Source organism: Microbulbifer sp. SE14 (assembly GCF_059834885.1).
The window spans coordinates 66659-84696 of sequence record NZ_JCBAJA010000011.1 but is presented as its reverse complement, the minus strand read 5'-3'; the positions used below and the strand labels follow the sequence as shown (position 1 = coordinate 84696).

Annotated in this window: 16 protein-coding genes; 7 read left to right on the top strand and 9 right to left on the bottom strand. The window is 61.9% G+C overall.

The features are described 5' to 3' along the window. Positions 1-54: 54 nt before the first annotated feature. From AC6R19_RS09925 to AC6R19_RS09890, 8 genes are all read right to left on the bottom strand, one after another. Positions 55-642 (bottom strand): hypothetical protein, encoded by a 588-nt coding sequence (locus AC6R19_RS09925; protein ID WP_500579652.1) that lies wholly within the window; start codon positions 640-642, stop codon positions 55-57. A gap of 3 nt (positions 643-645) precedes the next feature. Further along, the gene (locus AC6R19_RS09920; protein ID WP_500579650.1) at positions 646-1647 is read right to left on the bottom strand and encodes a TolB family protein; all 1002 of its coding nucleotides are present in this window, start codon (positions 1645-1647) and stop codon (positions 646-648) included. A gap of 818 nt (positions 1648-2465) precedes the next feature. Further along, positions 2466-5747: a TonB-dependent receptor domain-containing protein gene (locus tag AC6R19_RS09915; protein ID WP_500579648.1), complete on the bottom strand. Its 3282-nt coding sequence runs from the start codon at positions 5745-5747 to the stop codon at positions 2466-2468. 144 nt (positions 5748-5891) lie between these two features. Beyond that, positions 5892-6071 (bottom strand): hypothetical protein, encoded by a 180-nt coding sequence (locus AC6R19_RS09910; protein ID WP_500579647.1) that lies wholly within the window; start codon positions 6069-6071, stop codon positions 5892-5894. 358 nt (positions 6072-6429) lie between these two features. After that, the gene (locus tag AC6R19_RS09905; protein WP_500579645.1) at positions 6430-7002 is read right to left on the bottom strand and encodes a gluconate 2-dehydrogenase subunit 3 family protein; all 573 of its coding nucleotides are present in this window, start codon (positions 7000-7002) and stop codon (positions 6430-6432) included. A gap of 98 nt (positions 7003-7100) precedes the next feature. Continuing rightward, a complete protein-coding gene (locus tag AC6R19_RS09900) occupies positions 7101-7343 on the bottom strand; it encodes an NAD(P)-binding protein (protein ID WP_500579644.1) in 243 nt (80 codons plus the stop codon). 93 nt (positions 7344-7436) lie between these two features. Beyond that, positions 7437-8309, bottom strand: coding sequence for a sugar phosphate isomerase/epimerase family protein (locus AC6R19_RS09895; RefSeq protein WP_500579643.1), 873 nt, complete (start codon positions 8307-8309; stop codon positions 7437-7439). 306 nt (positions 8310-8615) lie between these two features. Further along, the gene (locus tag AC6R19_RS09890) at positions 8616-9629 is read right to left on the bottom strand and encodes a LacI family DNA-binding transcriptional regulator (protein ID WP_500579642.1); all 1014 of its coding nucleotides are present in this window, start codon (positions 9627-9629) and stop codon (positions 8616-8618) included. Positions 9630-9870: 241 nt separating this feature from the next. Here AC6R19_RS09890 and AC6R19_RS09885 point away from each other — a divergent pair, with 241 nt between their 5' ends. The 7 genes from AC6R19_RS09885 (at position 9871) to AC6R19_RS09855 (ending at position 17715) form a co-directional block, all read left to right on the top strand. Next, on the top strand, positions 9871-11034 hold the full coding sequence (locus AC6R19_RS09885) for a Gfo/Idh/MocA family protein (RefSeq protein ID WP_500579641.1): 1164 nt from the start codon (positions 9871-9873) through the stop codon (positions 11032-11034). After that, positions 11031-12101 carry a sugar phosphate isomerase/epimerase family protein gene (locus AC6R19_RS09880; RefSeq protein WP_500579639.1) on the top strand — a complete coding sequence of 357 codons (1071 nt, stop codon included), beginning with the start codon at positions 11031-11033 and terminating at the stop codon, positions 12099-12101. The genes AC6R19_RS09885 and AC6R19_RS09880 overlap by 4 nt, the downstream gene beginning before the upstream one ends. Positions 12102-12378: 277 nt before the next feature. Next, on the top strand, positions 12379-13641 hold the full coding sequence (locus AC6R19_RS09875; protein WP_500579638.1) for a nucleoside permease: 1263 nt from the start codon (positions 12379-12381) through the stop codon (positions 13639-13641). A 1-nt stretch (position 13642) separates the two neighbouring features. Next, complete coding sequence (locus tag AC6R19_RS09870) at positions 13643-14542, top strand: hydroxypyruvate isomerase family protein (RefSeq protein WP_500579637.1); 900 nt, start codon at positions 13643-13645, stop codon at positions 14540-14542. A gap of 96 nt (positions 14543-14638) precedes the next feature. Next, the gene (locus AC6R19_RS09865; RefSeq protein ID WP_500579636.1) at positions 14639-16327 is read left to right on the top strand and encodes a GMC oxidoreductase; all 1689 of its coding nucleotides are present in this window, start codon (positions 14639-14641) and stop codon (positions 16325-16327) included. Between the two features lie 2 nt (positions 16328-16329). Next, positions 16330-16899 (top strand): gluconate 2-dehydrogenase subunit 3 family protein, encoded by a 570-nt coding sequence (locus tag AC6R19_RS09860; protein WP_500579635.1) that lies wholly within the window; start codon positions 16330-16332, stop codon positions 16897-16899. A 36-nt stretch (positions 16900-16935) separates the two neighbouring features. Next, a complete protein-coding gene (locus AC6R19_RS09855) occupies positions 16936-17715 on the top strand; it encodes a 3-keto-disaccharide hydrolase (protein ID WP_500579634.1) in 780 nt (259 codons plus the stop codon). A 53-nt stretch (positions 17716-17768) separates the two neighbouring features. Here AC6R19_RS09855 and AC6R19_RS09850 read toward each other — a convergent pair whose 3' ends face one another. Next, positions 17769-17912 (bottom strand): hypothetical protein, encoded by a 144-nt coding sequence (locus AC6R19_RS09850; protein ID WP_500579633.1) that lies wholly within the window; start codon positions 17910-17912, stop codon positions 17769-17771. Between the last annotated feature and the right edge of the window lie 126 nt (positions 17913-18038).

The window sequence follows — 18038 nt, the reverse complement described above, 5'->3', positions numbered from 1 at the left end:
TCGCATCAGGTCCAGCATTCTTTTCCAAGTCCCGAGTCCCGAGGAGAAGAGCAGTTACCTGGACGGCAGCGAATAGACTTCACTGACGGCGCGTCCGCTCCGCCGCACTTCAACCTCGAGCGCGTTTTCCGCGGGGAAATGCTCGAAAGCGAAAACCGCCTGCAAGCCGCTCCCCAACACCTGGTAGTCGCTGCCATCCGGGCGGCTCACCGCCACTTCTATGCCGTCTTCGGATGCGACCTGGTATAACATCCACGCGGTCGACGCGCCGTAGCCGACGCTGTTGCGGTGCAACTCGTCGTAGCGCAGTATGCGGCGCCCGTCCGCAAACAACCGCCGCGGCAATATTCCCTGCCGGAACACGAACTCCAGGTTTTGCAGTTCACCGCTGTCCGCGTCGCGGATCTCGCGCAGGCGGACCTTCTGCCCGAGGATGGGTAGCTCCTCGCCGCTGACCATCTGCGGCGCGGATTCCCCGGGTACCGCTTCGGGTGGCACCGCCGTTGCGGGCGGCTCGGGTGCCGCCGCCCGCGGGGGTAATTGGGTTGCCGCCGCAGCGGCGGAATCCGGTTGGAGATCGCGCGCTGTCAGCAGCGCGATTGCCAGCAGCAGTGCTGCGCCGATTGCCATCCAGCTGCGCATTGCCTATTTCCCGCCGCCGTCTCGAAACCAGCGCAGCCCGGAGCGCTGCGCCACCGCCCCGTAAAGCTCGCGCTGGTCGCCGCCATCGGGATTCGCGATGCGCAGCGCCAGGGTGCGCGCGTCCAGCTCTGGGGCGTAGAGGTAGGCGATGCGACTTCCATCCGGCGAGTAGACCGGCGCCCGGTGCTGGCCGTCGCCGCTGGTGATCTGCCGGGTGTCGCCGCCGGGCGCCGACTCGAACAGCTGCATGGCCCCCCGGTAGACTTTTTTGTGCACGCGCTCGTCGTAGAAAAATTCGTAACCCACCAGCCCCGCGTACAACAGGCGCACGCCGTCCGCGGACCAGTCCGGGGGGCCCTGCACCTGGACGCCGGGTGGCGACAGTCGCCGCTCGTGCCCGCTTTCCAGTTCCAGCAGTGTCAGCCTGCGCTCCCCGTTTTGCTGCGGGTGTCGGATCAGGGCGATATGGCGGCCATCGGGCGACCAGCGCGCGGCGACGATCCAGTCGCCGCCGCGCGCAAGCACCTCTTCCCCCCCTACGCCCACGCCCCCTTCCCCGCCATCGATACCCACTGACAGCAGTACTGACTCGCCGCCGCGGCGCGTCGCCAGGCACAGGCGCTTGCCATCTGGTGCCCAGGAGAAGTCGAGGATTTCCTCTGTTGAATAGATGGACCGCTCGCCGCCCCACGCTGACAGCACCAGATGCTGGCGATGGCCGTTGCGGCGGATAAAGGCGACGGTTTCGCTATCGGGAGAGAAGCGCGGCATGCGCTCGTCACCCTCGCCAGAAGTCAGCGGCGCTATTTCGCCGTTGCCATCGGTGAGATAGATATGGAAGTTTTCCGCGCGCCGGCCCAGATCGATTTTCGCATCCGGCTCGCGGTTGGAACTGAAAACGATGCGTCCGTCGGGGGCGATATCCGCATCCATGTCCCGCCAGCGGATATTGTCGGTAACCTTGCGCAGGCTGCCGGCGGAGTCCATCGAATAGAGATTGGTCACGGGACCCGCGACCTTGGCACTGAACAGAAGCTCCGCATTTGCCGCGGACGCGGGTCCGAGCAAGACCAGAGCCGCGCTCAGGACGCGAAGAAGGCCACGCGCTACCTGTTGCGCTGCAAGAGTTATTCCGACGATCTTTTTCGGCACACACACCTCACTATTTGTCCACAAGGAAAACCAGGGAACGGAACCCCTAAACCAGGTCGCGCGGCGACAGCCGACAGCACTGAAACTGCTCGAGGTGGTGCGAAAAAAATCTTTATGGCCGGGTTTCAAACTACATCGGGACAGCCTGGACCACTGTGGAATCCGAACCCGTTTTTATTATTTGTGCGGGATAGCTCCCCGCTGCGCCCCGCTCTCAATCCAACCGGGAGGAATAAGGCCGGCGCCCGGGCAAAAAGCCCCCGAGCACCGGCGAAGAGAGAGAACGCTCGGTAACGCTACCAACAAATGTAAACGTTTACAATACGAATACGAATCAGGTAAGAAATACGACGCCAAATAAATTAAAAATTAATACCTGGTTCTCAAAAATCATGCCGCGTTAATCCAGTTTCGGAGTTCACATCGAGGCAGGAAGCCTCCGGGCAGCGGGACCTTAAGAAGCCATGCCAGCAGGCACTTCCTGACAGATAGAAACATTCCTGTTTCTTCCATCACCGCGAGTTTTATTTTTCTACCGCAATGTTTCGCCCGATAAATTCGGACCCTACTGGCGCGCCCAAATGCTCCTGTAACAACCTCTCCAGGTTCAAACAAAAAACTGGCGGGAGCACAGCTCCCGCCCAAGCTCGCACCACATTTTCAAAAGACGATTACATCCGATACAAAAGTCCGAGCACTACACGAGGTTCGGACATGCTGTAAGTCATGGGGTTGCTCTCGAACTCCAGATAACTGGTCTGCTCCTCACCGGTGATGTTGATGGCCTCCGCCGTGAAAGACAGATTGTCCAGCGCGTTCCAGGTGATATTGGCATCCCACTGGCCGTAGGCGTCATAGAATTCCGACATCGCCGGAGTTTCCACCGTGCCCAGCACGTGGTTTACCAGGCCGAAGCTGGCACGGTAGGGGGACAGGTATTCGTCCCGCCAGGTGTAGGCCAGGCGCGCGCTCAAGAACTCATTCTCGAAAAAGCCCATCAGGTTGAAGGCGTTTTCCGAGACGCCCGGCAGGCCCAGCTCGTCGTGGGTCATGGAAGTGAGCGAGGTCTTGCTGTCGGAGTAGGTGTAGTTGAAGGCGTAGCCGAGGCCGTTGTCGAAAGCCTGCTGTAAAGCGAACTCCAGGCCCTTGACGCTGCCGCCGTCGCCATTGATCGGCCGGGTCACACCGCCGGTGCCGGAACCGTCCGGACTGAAGTCCGGATGGGTTTCGGTGAGCGTCTCGACGATGATGAAGGAGTCCACCGCCTTGACGAAGGCACCGATGGAAATGAAGCCCAGATCACCGAAATACCAGTCGTGGGCTATGTCCGCCTGGGTCGCACGGAAGGGTTCCAGCTCCGGGTTGCCGGAGCTTCCGCCGGTGAAGGCGAAGAAGTCCTCACCACCGGTTTCGGTGCGGGTGTAATTCTTGGAGAATCCGTGGCCCAGATCCTGCAGATTGGGCCGCGCTATCACCCGCGCCGCGGAGAAGCGCAGCTTGGTGTCGTCGCCGGTGTCCAGTGCGAAGTTGGCGCTGGGCAGGAAGTCCCAGTAGTCCTGCTTCACTTTCTCCCTGGTGTAGGTGCCGTCCAGCAGCACGCCCTGGCCGTTCCAACCGTCGGTAGCCAGTGAGTAGAGGTTCGCCTCGGGGCTGGTGACCACGGCCGTGGTTTCCACTTTGGTGTTCACCACGCGCAGCCCCAGGTTCAGGCTGTAGGGCACTGTCTCGCCGACGAAATCCGCCTCGGTGTAGAAGGCAGTGGTCTCCTGCTCCACGTCCCAGGACTCCAGCGGCACCTCCATCAGCACCGAGGGGGTATTGGGGGCGAGACTGTCGTGCCAGGCGGCCACATCGCGGGTGATGAGACCGGCATCCGGCATGATCACGCTACCGAGGTAACCACCGGAGGGAAAGAAGTCGCTGATTGAGCGGTAGGCGCCCGGGTTCATACTGAAGTTCTGCCACGGAATTACGCCCGGGGATCCGGAGGCTGCACCGGGCCAGCGGCCGAACTCCACGCCGTAGAGCGCGAGCGACATGGGAGTGCCATCGGAGGTGGTGAGGTCACCAGCCTTGGAGCCGATGGCGGCATCGTGGAAGTAACCGAAGGGGCCGAAGGGCTGGTTGTCGTCCAGGCCGTCGCCGTCGATGTCACAGCTGTTGCCCGCGGGAATACCACCGTTGCCGCACAGATCGTAGTAGACCGCTTCCTGGATACCGGGGTTGCCGGCACCGGGGTCGGCTGCGGGGTCGAAAGTGCTTCCAGCAATCAAATTGCCATCCTCGTCGAACTGCGCCGGGCTGGCGGCACCCGCGGTTTGGGAGAAGTCGCTGAGGAACCGCTGCTCGATAAAGCTCACCTTCTCCCCGGCGGCGCGCAGGCCGAACTTCAGGGTGCGCAGGTCACCGAAGGCGAGGTCGTACTCGAAATCCGCTCGCGCGGACCAGGTCTCCGATTCCACTTCGGAGCCCAGCGCCCAGGCGGACTTGTAGTTGCGCAGCGCCGGGTCCTGCAGCCAGTTCGCGTTGTGCATGGCCAGGCCCGGCTGGCCGCCGGCGCTGTAGGTGTAGCCGAAGCCGCCGGCGCCGGTGTCGTTGTTGGGTATGCCGAGCCAGCCACTGTCGCTCTCGTCCGTGCCCACGTAGCCGGTCACGTTGTAGGGGGTGAAGCGCGAATCCATGTAGCCGGCGCGCTGTGTCTGGCCGGCCTGGGTGAAGTTGAGTCCGCCGCTGGCCCGGAAGCTTCCGCCGTTGTCGAAGCTGGCGCGCAGGCTGAAGTTGTCGGCCACCGCTTCGCTCACTTCGCCAGCAGTGTTGGTCTCCATACCCGCGCCGCCAGCAGTGAAGGCGGCGGACTCGATCACGCCGACTTTGCCACCGGTATCCAGGCTGTAGGCCTGGCTCTCATCGAAGCCGGCGAAACCATCGGTGGCCATCGGGTGCTTGACCACATACTGCTCGTTGGCTATTTCCAGCTCGTTGCGGAACCAGTCCAAGCCGACTTCCACCGCATCGGTGGGCCGCCACTGCAGGGTGACGGAACCGCCGATGCGCTCGCGCTCCTGCTCGGTGTCCATCACATAGAACATGCCCGGAGCCACGTAGGGGGTACCCCCGGCGCTGCGCACCGTCTGCAGGAATTCGTCGAAGGTCATGGACGCACCTAGCTGATCCACGCTGACACCCCGCTCAGCTGCCGTATCCGCGAACGCCGATTGCACATCGGCGGTATTGGTGGTGAGGATGCCGGTGTTTTCCCGCGAGAAATTCTGGATAAAGTCCGTATGCTGCGTCTTGTTGGTGGTGCTCAGGGTGACGATCGCGGCGAACTTTTCGTTCCAGTTGTTGCCGAGCACCAGAAAGCCGGAGGGCTGAGCGTCCGCGGAGTCCTGCCCGTAATCGCCCTTGATATTGACAGCCACCAGCGGCGCGTCGAGCGCGAAGGCGTTGCGGGTCTTCAGGTTGACCACGCCGCCCATGCCCCCTTCCACCATGGATGCGACCGGTGTCTTGTACACTTCGACCCCACCCAGTAGTTCCGCAGGCACACCTTCGAGAGAGCCGTCGAACTCCTGCTTCCACTCGTTCAGCTGGAAGTATTCCATGCCCGAAGTGAAACGTTCTCCATTCAGCAGGGTAATATTCTGGTCCAGGCCGCGGATGCGCACCTTGGTACCCTCGCCGTCGCGGCGGTCTATCTGCACACCGGGCAGCCGCTGCAGGGTTTCGGCGATATTCTGGTCCGGCATCTTGCCGATATCCTCGGCCGTGACCGCTTCCACAAACTGCGTTGAGTCGCGACGGATATCAATGGAGCGCTGCAGCGAACTGCGCAGACCGATCACCGTTACTTCTTCCAGTGTCGCGTCGTCACTTTCCTGCGCCCATACCGGCACTGCGACACCTGCGCCGATCAGGCCTATGGCTATCGCCAGTGGCTTCACTCTGTTCATCATCTCTCTCCCAAGGTCCTTATTGGTTGTGCCGCTGCTTACCGCGCGTCGACTAGGGCAATGGGTACACCTGCAGTGCGGGTGATGTGGTTGCGAGAGATACTGCTTTTTATCGTTATGTTTTTATCGTTTCTGTGTTGCCGCTTATCCGCGGCCCCAGGCGCGCGCGGCGCCCAGGCTTGCGGTCACCGTCTGCAGTGGGCTCCGCGGCTGGTCGCGTTCGATAAGCCCGTATTCCAGGCCAGCCGTATCCACGCTGGCGAGAATACTGCCGGAATCGATCACTCCGGCGTCCACATCCACCATACTTCCGGATGTGTGCATATCTTTGACGTGCCAGAGTGGAAATCGGCCCCCATGTTTTGAAAAATATTTCAAAGATCGCGCGCTTCCTTGCGGATCCAGGAGAGATTCATCTCGAAACTCACCGGTGATGGGTCGGTGTGGAAATGGTAGGGGCCGGGAGCACGGAACTGCGCCTTGAAGTCGGCGCCGAATGTCGCAGTCTTTGGGATACGCCATCTCCGGGCCGCTCCCGGTAAGCTCCTTCGCAGCCCGACCTCCGGCGACACCGGCGCCGGTCACTGTGGCGCCGTAGAGAGTCTTTTCCGCAGCTGATTTTTATTGCGCCGGTCGCAAACTCTCCGGCGGGACTATCGCCAGCGTATCTACTGCAAACAGGTTATTCCATTGCCCAGGGACGCTCGTCCGGTTCCGCCAGCGGCGCGCAGTAGTCTCCCGGAACCGGCAGGCAGGCCAGATCCCGACCGGCGCCCTCCTGCGAGGCGTAGTAACCGATCAGGGCCAGCTCCTTGAACTCGCGGAAGAAGGTGTTCCTGCCGGCGCTACCGAAGGCCTCGCGGTCCAGCTGTGCCACTACGCGCTCTCGGGTGGCGGCGTCGGCGCGCAGGAAGCCGTTGCTGACCTCGACACTCGCGCGCGCGTTGACCTCCTCCAGGCCGCGCACGAAGCGCGCGCGGTGGGTGTCGGTGAAGCGGCCGACGGTGGCGTCGATAAAGTGGTGCACACCGGCGGCGATGGCGCCGGGGGCGTCGATGGCGGGAATGATCATCTCCGCCAGCTCACCCGCCAGCTCCAGGTGTGCGGAGGAAAAACGCCGCGGCGCGGGCTTGCCGCCGGCGTCCAGGACCGCGGCGCTGACCGCAGGGGAAATGGCCGCCAACCCCAGGGTCAATGCGGCACGGCGCAGCAAATGCCGCCGATCCATGGCGGGAACATCGCCCATATCGTCCATTTCTCTCTCCTTTCCATTTTTCTGTTGCTGTTTTTTATTATTCTTCCGGCTTTTTATTCTCCGACTTGTTCTGTCGGCGCCAACTGTCCCTGTGGCTTTTATAGCCTTGCGCCTTGCGGGCATTCACCTCGCGGCGATTCTGCCGCCGTATGTCTTCGGGGATTTCCCCCGTGGTGCTTGAACTCCCAGGGCATCATGTTGGTGGTGGGGTAGTCCCGGTTGTGGATGACACTCCTGCCCCGCTCCAGCACCAGGGTTTTCACCCCTTTTTCACACAGTTCCTTTGCCGCGTAGCCGCCGCTCATGCCGGAGCCGATCACAATGGACCAAAGCTGTTCCAATGGACGCTTCGGCCAGCGGCAGAATCGCGAGGCCGCCGGCGGCGAGCATCAGCTGTTTCAACGCGGTCCTTCTGTCCATGGCCGCTTTCCCTCTCAGCCCCTACCCCAGGCCCGCGCCGCGCCGAGGCTGGCGGTGACGGACTTGAGCGGGTCTTTGGGTTGGTCGTGCTCCACGAAGCCGAAGCGGTAACCGGACTGCTCCGCCGCCGCGAGAATCCGCGGGAAGTCGATGACCCCGGCACCCACGTCCACCATATTTCCCGCGGTATCCATGTCCTTGACGTGCCAGAGCGGGAAGCGGCCCGGGTATTTGCGGAAATACTCCAGCGGGTCCCGCTGCGCCTTGCGCACCCAGAATAGATCCATCTCGAAGCTGACCAGCGCTGGATCGGTGTTATCCAGCAGCCAGTGGTAGGGCAGGAAATCACCGCTGGGCGCAAATTCGAATTCGTGGTTGTGATAGGCCATCACCAGGCCGGCATCGCGGCAGGCTTCGCCCCAGTGGTTGAGATCGTCCGCCAGGCGGCGGTAGCCATCCTCGCTGCGCTCGCTCTCGTCGATCCATGGCAGCACCAGGTAGCGGTGTCCCACTTCCACCGCCGCCTCCAGGTGTCGGGGGAACTCCTCGCGCAGCTGCGACAACTGCAGGTGCGCCGCCGGCGCGGCGAGTCCTTCATCGGCGAGGATTTTGCGCAGCTGCGCGGGTCGCTTGCCGAAATAGCCGGCGAACTCCACCTGTCGGTAACCGATTTTCGCCAGGGCCTCCAGGGTGGCGGAGACGCTCTGTTGCATCAGCGAGCGCACCGTGTACAACTGCACCCCGCGCACGGTGGGCACTTCCAAGGCGCCCCCCCTGCCGGTCTCCCCTTCCGTGGCGTCTGTAGCGAGCGGCCGGCCGCAGGCACTGACGGCGAGGGCGGCGGCAGTCATGGTGAGAAATTCCCGGCGGTTGATGGATCTGCTCATGATTTATCTCCTGCACAGAGGCGTGCACTGGACGCCCGCGGGCGCAACGGATTGGGGGAAACGGGGAATACGGCGGAGCGCGGCGGCCCGCCCGCAAACAGGGGGAGGATGAAGTTGGCGGTACGGCACAGGCCGGCACCGCGGGCAGGGTTTGCGCTTATGTTGATCATCCCTGGTCGTTTTTATTGTCTTTGTCTTGCCACCGAGCTTCGCAGGGGCCGGCTGTGATTCCCGGCCTCATTCACCCCGGAAAATGTAACCGGTTTCAAGCAGACCCACAACCCTCCAGGGGATGCATGCTGCGCCTCAAGGCGCGGGGCCGGTGCTGTCGCGCACTTTCAGGTCGTAGGGCAATACCACCCGCGCGGGCTCCGCGCCAGGCCCCGTCTCCAGCAGATCAATCAGCAGCTGCGCGGCGGCGGCTCCGAATTCTTCCGCCGGCTGGGCAATAGTGGTCAGGGGCGGGTCGCTGTAGGACGCAAAGGCGATATCGTCGAAGCCTGCCACCGAAATATCCTCCGGCACCCGCAGCCCCGCCTGCTTGATACGCTGGATGGCGCCGATGGCCATCTCGTCGTTCTCACAGAAAATCGCGGTGGGCGGGTTGTCGCGAGTAATCAGGGTGCCCGCGGCCCGGTGCCCGGACTGCAGCGAGAAATCCCCCGGGCACAGCAGCGATTCCTCGAAGTCTATCCCCGCCGCCTCCAGCGCCTCGCGGTAACCGGCAACGCGATCCCGCGTCAGCGGACTGCGCTGCGGCCCCTTGATCAGGCCGATACGCCGGTGCCCCAGGCGCACCAGATGGTCCGTCATCGCCCGCGCCGCGGCGCGGTTGTCCAGCTGCACCGACGGATAGCGGCAATCGCTCATCACTTCACAGGCATTCACCAGCGGCGGCAACCCGGCGGTGCCGGACTCCTCATCCTGCCCTGCCGCAAAGGGATCGAAGGCGCGCAGCTGGATCACCCCGTCCGCCTGGAAGTTCTGCACCATACGCGCGTAATCCCGCTCCGTATCCTCGCGCCCCAGGGTATTGCACAACAACACCTGGTAACCCGCCTCCCGGGCACGCTGCTGGATACCGGTAATCACCCGCGAGAAAAACGGGTTGGCAATGGTGGGCACCAGTACCACCAGATTGTGGGTGCGGCGGGAGCGGAACTGCACAGCCATCAGATTCGGCTTGTAACCGGCCTCATCCACCGCGGCGAGTACTTTCTTGCGCGTGCGCGGAGATACCAGGTCCGGCTTGGCCAGCGCGCGGGAAACCGTGGCGACGGATACGCCGGCCAACCTGGCCACGGTACGAATATTCGACATAGACGGGAGCCCCTCCTTCAACTTCTCCGGCCACACTATCCGCCTGTAGAGTGACACCGGGCAGATTTTCACCTCTTGATAACACAGGCGCAGTGAGCCTCCTAGGGCCAATCCGGCGCCGAATGCATCCGTGTATACCTTGACAGGGGAAAATGTAACCCGTTACATTGACTAACACAAACCCTGCTCCAGTCCGGAAGCGGACCGGCCGCAGCGGTCGGACGACAATAAGGAGAACAATGTGAAGCAGCCCGACAACAAACTGCGCCTGGGAATGATCGGCGGCGGCGAAGGGGCCTTTATCGGCGCGGTGCACCGGGCTGCAGCCAACCTCGACGGGCGCATCCAACTGGTGTGCGGCAGTTTCAGCCGCGACCGGGGCAACAACCGACGCACCGGCAGCGGCCTGGACCTGCCCGCCAGCCGCGTCTACCCGGACTGGCAGAGCCTGCTCGAATCCGAGGCTGCATTGCCGGAGTCCGAGCGCATGCACGCGCTCACCATCGCCACCCCCAACCAGCTGCACGTACCCGTCGCCGAGGCGGCTCTCAGCGCCGGCTTCCACGTCTTCTGCGAAAAACCCGCGGGCATTTCACTGGCGGAGGTACAGCGCCTGCAAAGCGTGCTCGCCGCCGGCAACTGCCGCTACGCCCTGGCCCACACCTACCTCGGCTATCCGCTGGTGCGCCAGGCGCGGCAGATGGTGCGCGCCGGCGAACTGGGCCGCCTGCGCAAGATCTACGTGGAGTACTGCCAGGGCTGGCTCGCCGGCGATCTGGAGGCCAGCGGCAACAAGCAGGCCGGTTGGCGCACCGATCCCGCACAGGCGGGCACCAGCGGCTGCATGGCGGATATCGGCACCCACGCCTTCGGCCTGGCGGAATTCATCGCCGGCCAGCGGATCACGCATTTGAACGCGGAACTGCGTACCCACATCCAGGGCCGCCGGTTGGACGACGACGGCGCAGCCCTGTTCCGCACCGACGGCGGCGCCAGCGGCGTGCTGATGGCGAGCCAGGTGTGTGCCGGCGAGGAAAACGGCCTGAGTATCCGCCTCTACGGGGAGAAAGGCGGGCTGGAGTGGCGGCAGATGGAGCCCAACAGCCTGCTCCACCGCGAGGCCGACGGCAGCCTGCATATCCTGCGCGCAGGCAGCGACCGCGGGCAACTGCACCCCCGCGCCCTGAGCGGCCTGCGCCTGCCCGCCGGGCATCCGGAGGGCTACCTGGAGGCCATGGCCAACCTGTACCGGGATTTCGCCGCGGCGATACAAGACAACAGCCCCGGCGACCTGCCGGGTATAGAAGAAGGGGTGCGCGGCATGGCGTTTATCGAGGCCATGCTGGCGAGCAACGGCAATTGGGTCGCGCTGGCAGATACGGCGGCAGAGGAAGCAGTGGCATGAGCACAACCGATTCCGGAATCAAGGGCCCGGCCCTGTTCCTGGCCCAATTCATGGGCGACCAGCCGCCGTTCAACAACCTCAGGGACATCTGCCACTGGGCCGCCTCCCTCGGTTATCGCGGTGTACAGGTGCCCAGCAACGATCCCCGCTGCCTGGACCTGGAGCTCGCCGCGGAGAGCCAGGACTATTGCGACGACCTCAAGGGCCTGGTGGCCGAAGCCGGGATGGAGGTCACCGAACTGTCCACCCATTTGCAGGGCCAACTGGTGGCGGTGCACCCGGCCTACGACGAACTGTTCGACAACTTCGCGCCGCCCGCGGTGCACGGCAACCCCCGCGCGCGCACCGACTGGGCGGTGAAGCAACTGCTGCTTGCCGCCAAAGCCAGCGCGCGCCTCGGGCTGAAAGCCCACGCCACTTTTTCCGGCGCCCTGCTCTGGCATCTGGTGTACCCCTGGCCCCAGCGCCCGGCGGGGTTGGTGGAGCAGGGGTTCGCGGAACTGGCGCGGCGCTGGCGGCCGATCCTCGACGCCTTCGATGACGCCGGCATCGATCTCTGCTACGAGATCCACCCGGGCGAAGACCTGCACGACGGCGCCTCTTTTGAGCGCTTCCTGGACGCGGTGGATCACCACCCCCGGGCCAACATCCTTTTCGATCCCAGCCACTTCGTCCTGCAGCAGCTCGATTACCTGGATTTCATCGATCGCTACCACGAGCGCATCCGTATGTTCCATGTCAAGGATGCGGAGTTCAACCCCAACGGCCGCGCCGGCGTTTATGGCGGCTATCAGGACTGGGTCAACCGCCCCGGCCGCTTTCGCTCCCTGGGCGACGGCCAGGTGGACTTCAAGAGTATTTTCAGCAAACTGACCCAGTACAATTTCGAGGGCTGGGCGGTGCTCGAGTGGGAGTGCTGCCTGAAGGACGCGGAACAGGGGGCGGCCGAGGGAGCGACGTTCATCAAGGAACAGATGATCAACCGGGCCGCGCACTCCTTTGACGACTTTGCCGGTGGCAACACCAGTGAGCAGCGGAATCGACGGATATTGGGTTTGGTAGATTAGCGGTAACTACTCACTCCCTCGGGACTCGGGACTCGGGACTCGGGACTCGGGACTCGGGACTCGGGACTCGGGACTCGGAACAGAATACCTGAGCCAGATGCGAAGGCCCTGATGCCGGGGGCCGTCCGGGAAAAGCGTCTGCGGCTGGCAAACAGACCGATGAGGCTTTGTCCCGGACGGCCACCGGCAGCAGGGCCGCCCAGGCCTCGGCTCAGTGCCACAGGGGTGATTAGTTACACGAAAACAACATCTCCGACAAACAGCGTAGGCAGTCATCATGAATATTATAAAAATACGCCTCAGCACCATGATGTTCCTCCAGTTCTTTATCTGGGGGGGATGGTTCGTCACCCTGGGCACCTTCCTGGCCCACAACCTCAACGCCACTGGCAGCCAGACCGGCATGGCCTTTGCGACGCAATCCTGGGGCGCGATCATCGCCCCCTTTATTGTCGGGCTGATCGCGGATCGCTATTTCAATGCCGAGCGGATACTCGGCATTCTCCACCTGGCCGGCGCGGCCCTGATGTACCAGCTCCATCGCGCCGGGGATTTCGCCAGCTTCTACCCCTTCGTGCTGGCCTATATGATCCTGTATATGCCCACCCTGGCGCTGGTCAACTCCGTCGCCTTCCGGCAAATGGATGACCCCGCCAGGGACTTTGCCAAAATCCGGGTTTGGGGCACCATAGGCTGGATTGTCGCGGGACTGGCCATCAGCTATGGATTCTCCTGGGATTCCCAGCAGGCGATTGCCGCAGGCCTGCTGAAAAACACCTTCCTTATGTGTGCACTGGCATCCCTGGCGCTGGGGATATTCAGCTTCACCCTGCCCCGGACACCGCCCGCCGCGGCACAGGGTGGAAAACCGGCGCTTCGCGATGCGCTGGGGCTGGACGCCCTGGGCCTGCTGAAGGACCGCAACTTTGCACTCTTCTTTTTCTCGTCAGTCCTGATCTGTATCCCCCTCGCCTTCTACTACCAGAACGCCAATCCGTTCCTGACGGAAATCGGGGTTGAAAACGCCACCGGGAAAATGACCATCGGCCAGGTCTCCGAAGTCCTGTTCATGCTGGCGCTGCCGATATTTCTCAAGCGCTACGGCATCAAACTGACGCTGCTTATCGGCATGCTCGCCTGGGCCCTGCGGTACGCCCTGTTCGCCTTTGGCGATGCCGACAACCTCACCTTCATGCTGATCCTCGGCATCGCCCTGCACGGCATCTGCTACGACTTTTTCTTTGTGTCGGGCCAGATCTACACCGACTCCAAAGCCGGAGAACAATTCAAGAGTTCCGCCCAGGGCATGATCACCCTGGCCACCTATGGCGTGGGTATGCTTATCGGCTTTTGGGTAGCGGGACAGATTACCGAACACTTTACCCTGGCGGACGGCCACTTGTGGAAAAACATCTGGATATTCCCCGCGGCATTCTCCCTGGCCGTCTTTGCGATCTTCACCTTGACGTTCAATAGAGAAAAGGGGTCGGAGGGGGAAGAAGCAACCTCTGAGCTGGCTCTCCCGAAGGAGACCGATTGAAATGTCCTTCAATCCGACCAGGCGCACCCTGCTGCGCAACCTTGCCGCGGGCACACTGGGCGCGGGTGCCGCCGGCACTTTAAGCCTGAACGCACTGGCCAGCTCAAGCAGCCCGCCGCCGGCGAAGCTGAAAGGCAATATCAACCACTCCGTCTCCCGCTGGACCTACGGTGACCTCTCGCTCGAAGATCTGTGTGCGGTGGTCAAGCAACTGGGCTTCGCCGCCATTGATCTTGTTGGACCGAAGGATTGGCCAGTGCTCAAGCGCGCAGGGGTTGACTCCTCCATGTGCAATGGTGCCGAAATCAATCTGGAGAACGGCTGGGGGAACAAGCAATTTCACGGCCGGCTGATTGACAGCTATCAAAAGCATATTGACCTGGTGGCGGAGGCCGGCTACCGCAACCTGATCTGCTTCAGCGGCAATGCCCGCGGGATGGACCCGGAAACCGGGCTGGAGAATGCCGCCAGGGGCCTCAAGAGAATTCTTGCACAGGCGGAAAGACGCGGCGTCATCCTGCAGATGGAGTTGTTCAACAGCAAGATCGACCACCCCGACTACCTTTGCGACAACTCGGCCTGGGGAATCGAATTGTGCAAACGGCTGGATTCCCCCAACTTCAAGCTGCTCTACGATATCTACCATATGCAGATCAGCGAAGGCGATATCATCCGCACCATTCGCGATCACCACCAATACTTCGGGCACTACCACACCGCCGGCGTTCCGGGTCGCCATGAAATAGATGAAACCCAGGAGCTCAACTACCCGGCCATTGTCCGCGCAATCAGGGAAACCGGCTTCGGCGGCTACATTGCCCAGGAATTTATCCCGACACGGGAGAATATGGAGGGGAATATCGCATCATTGAAATCAGCGATACAAATCTGTGATGTCTAAAGCCTTGATTAGTGTCATTCATATCCGATTGCGATAGCTGTATTCCCGGCTTTCCAGGATCGCTTTCATGGATAGCACGATAAAGGAGATATAACAATGGCGATGAACAATCATTACGACGCTATCGTCGTCGGCTCCGGAATCAGCGGTGGATGGGCGGCAAAAGAACTTACCGAAAAGGGTCTCAAGGTTCTGTTGCTCGAGCGCGGGCGCAATATAGAGCACGTCAAAGACTACAAAAACGCCCACAAGGAAGCCTGGGATTACCCGCACCGGGACACACCCACCCAGAAAATGAAGGAAGACCACCCGGTACTGAAGCGCGAGTACACGCTGAACGAATCCACCTACGGCATGTGGGCCGACGAGAAGGAGTCTCCCTATGTGGAGGATAAGCGTTTTGACTGGTTCCGCAGCTACCATGTCGGCGGCCGCTCACTGCTGTGGGGGCGCCAGAGCTATCGCTTTAACCGGTTGGATTTCGAAGCCAACCTGCGCGAAGGCATCGCTGTAGACTGGCCTATTCGCTACGATGACCTGGCGCCCTGGTACGACCATGTGGAACGCTTTGCCGGTATCAGTGGAAACCGCGACGGCCTGGATGTTTTGCCGGATGGCCAGTTCCAGCCCGCCTTCGAAATGAACTGCGTGGAGAAGGATGTCGCCGCGCGAATCCGCAAGGCTTTCAAGGGCCAGCGCCACCTGATCATGGGCCGCACCGCCAACCTCACCCGGTCCAAACCGGAAGAGAGCAGGGTACACTGCCAGGCCCGGGACAAGTGCTGGCTGGGCTGCCCTTTCGGCGCCTATTTCAGTACCCAGTCTTCCACCCTTCCGGCGGCCATGAAGACCGGAAACCTGACCCTTCGCCCCTTTTCGATCGTGAGCCGGATACTCTATGACAAGGACAAAAAACGTGCGCGAGGTGTGGAGATACTCGATGCGGAAACCAATCTGACCTATGAATTTACCAGCAACGTCGTGTTCCTCAACGCCTCCAGCTTCAACTCGACCTGGGTGTTGATGAACTCCGCCACGGACATTTGGCCCGACGGCCTGGGCAGCAGCAGCGGCGAGCTGGGTCACAATGTCATGGACCATCACCTGCACGTAGGCGCCAACGGCGAGGTGGAGGGCTACCTGGACAAGTACTACTTCGGCCGCCGCCCCACCGGCTTCTATATACCCAGGTTCCGCAACTGGAACGGCGACAAGCGTGATTACCTGCGCGGCTTTGGCTACCAGGGTGCGGCCAGCAGGCAGGGTTGGCGCAGGGATGTGGCCGAAATGAACATCGGCGCCGACCTGAAGAATGCCCTGAGCGAGCCGGGCAGCTGGCAGATCGGCATGGGCGGCTTTGGTGAGATGCTGCCCCACCACGAAAACCGTATTTACCTGAATCGCGACGTCAAGGACAAGTGGGGGTTACCGGTACTGGCAATGGATGTGGAAATACGCGAGAACGAAATCGCCATGCGCAGGGACATGATGCAGGACGCCGTGGAGATGCTCGAAGCCGCGGGCATCAAGAAGGTGCGCGGATTTAACGGCGACTATGCGCCGGGCAAGGGCATCCACGAGATGGGAACCGCGCGCATGGGGCGCGATCCCAGGACTTCCGTACTCAACGCCTATAACCAGGTCTGGGATGCGCCCAACGTTTTCGTTACCGACGGCGCCTGCATGACCTCCGCATCCTGCGTGAACCCCTCCCTGACCTATAAGGCAATAACCGCCCGCGCAGCCAACTACGCGGTGGAAGAACTTAAAAGAGGCAACCTGTGACCATGAACAGACGTGAACTGTTGAAAATGATCGCTGCCGCCACTGGCACCGCATTTATCGGTGGAACTGCGCTGTTGTCAGGCTGTGCACGCAGGGAACCATCCCGAAGCGAGCCCAAAAGTGAGTACTTTGACCCGGCCGATATCGCGCTCCTGGATGAGGTGGCCGAAACCATCATTCCGCGGACGGATACACCCGGCGCGAAGGATGCCCAGGTAGGAACGTTTATGGCAACCATGGTGAACGACTGTTACAGCGAGCAGGACCGGGCCATTTTCCATCGCGGCATTACCCAGCTGCAGACCAGCAGCCGGGAAACCTACGGTGCCGCCTTTATGGAACTGAGCCGCGAAGACAGACAGGGTCTGCTCACGGAACTGGACCGCGAGGCCCGGCGGCACAATACCAATCAATCCGACCCGCACTACTTCACCATGATCAAACAGCTCACCCTGTTCGGTTTCTTCACATCGCAGGTCGGTGCCACCCAGGTGCTTCGTTACTCGGCGATACCAGGCCACTATGACGGCTGCATACCCTACGCCGAGGGTGATCGAGCCTGGGCCACCTGATTGAAATAGCAACCAAAAGATAATCAACAAATTCCCGTGAGAAATCATCCAGTCCGCGTCTTCAGTTCAATGGCAGTATCCCTGGCCGCCCCGCTAATTTTCGCAGTGTCGGGCTGCCACGCCGATTCAGCGGACGAGGCGCTGGAGCCCTGGCAACTGGCGCAGAAATCCGAAGTGTGGGCGCCGGTACCGGCTATCGTCAAGGCGCCAGCGGATGCCCCACCCTCGGATGCGCGGGTATTGTTCGACGGCAAGGATCTGTCGCAGTGGGAATCCGCCGCCGGCGGCGGGGTGGAGTGGACTCTCGAGGAAGGAATTCTCACGGTAGCGCCGGGGAAGGGCAATATACGGACCAAACGCGAATTCTGTGATGTGCAACTGCACCTCGAGTGGCGGACACCCACCGGATTTGGCGACCGCAAAGGCCAGCAGCGCAATAACAGTGGCGTGTTCCTGCAGGAGCGCTATGAAGTCCAGATCCTGGACTCCTATGAGAACCCGACTTATGCCAACGGCCAGGCGGCCTCCGTTTACAAGCAGCATATTCCCCTGGTGAATGCCATGCGCCCGCCGGGCGAATGGCAGACTTACGATATCATTTTCAAAGCGCCCCGGTTTGAGGGAGGGAAGCTTGTGGAGCCGGCAGTTGTCACGGTCCTGCACAATGGTGTCCTTGTCCAGAACCATGTGGAAATACTCGGCAAGACCGAGTGGATAGGCGAGCCCGAGTATGAAGCCCACGGCTGCGCGCCCATCGCACTGCAGGACCACAACGACTATGTGAGTTTCCGCAATATCTGGGTGAGAGAGCTGTAAGCGGTACTGGCACCGCGTCAGCGGTTGAATCTGGCGTTCGCCCGGCAATCGAATCAGGCTTCCGCGACATATTGCTGCTGGTCTCTGTGCACGGCATAGCGCGCCAGCGCCTGCTCCTGTTTTTTGCAGGGCACACACCAGTCGGCGTAGAACCCGATAAACACGCTCCAGCCCTTCGGCAGGGCCTGCAGGGACAAGCCGTCTCCGTCCTGACTCTCGAAGCGCTCGGCGTAGTTGTCGAGTCCGTGTTACACGCGGCGGCGGGTTCAGAGACTGCTCCAGCGAGATGCGGATCACCTCTTCCTCCGCCGGAATGGATGCGT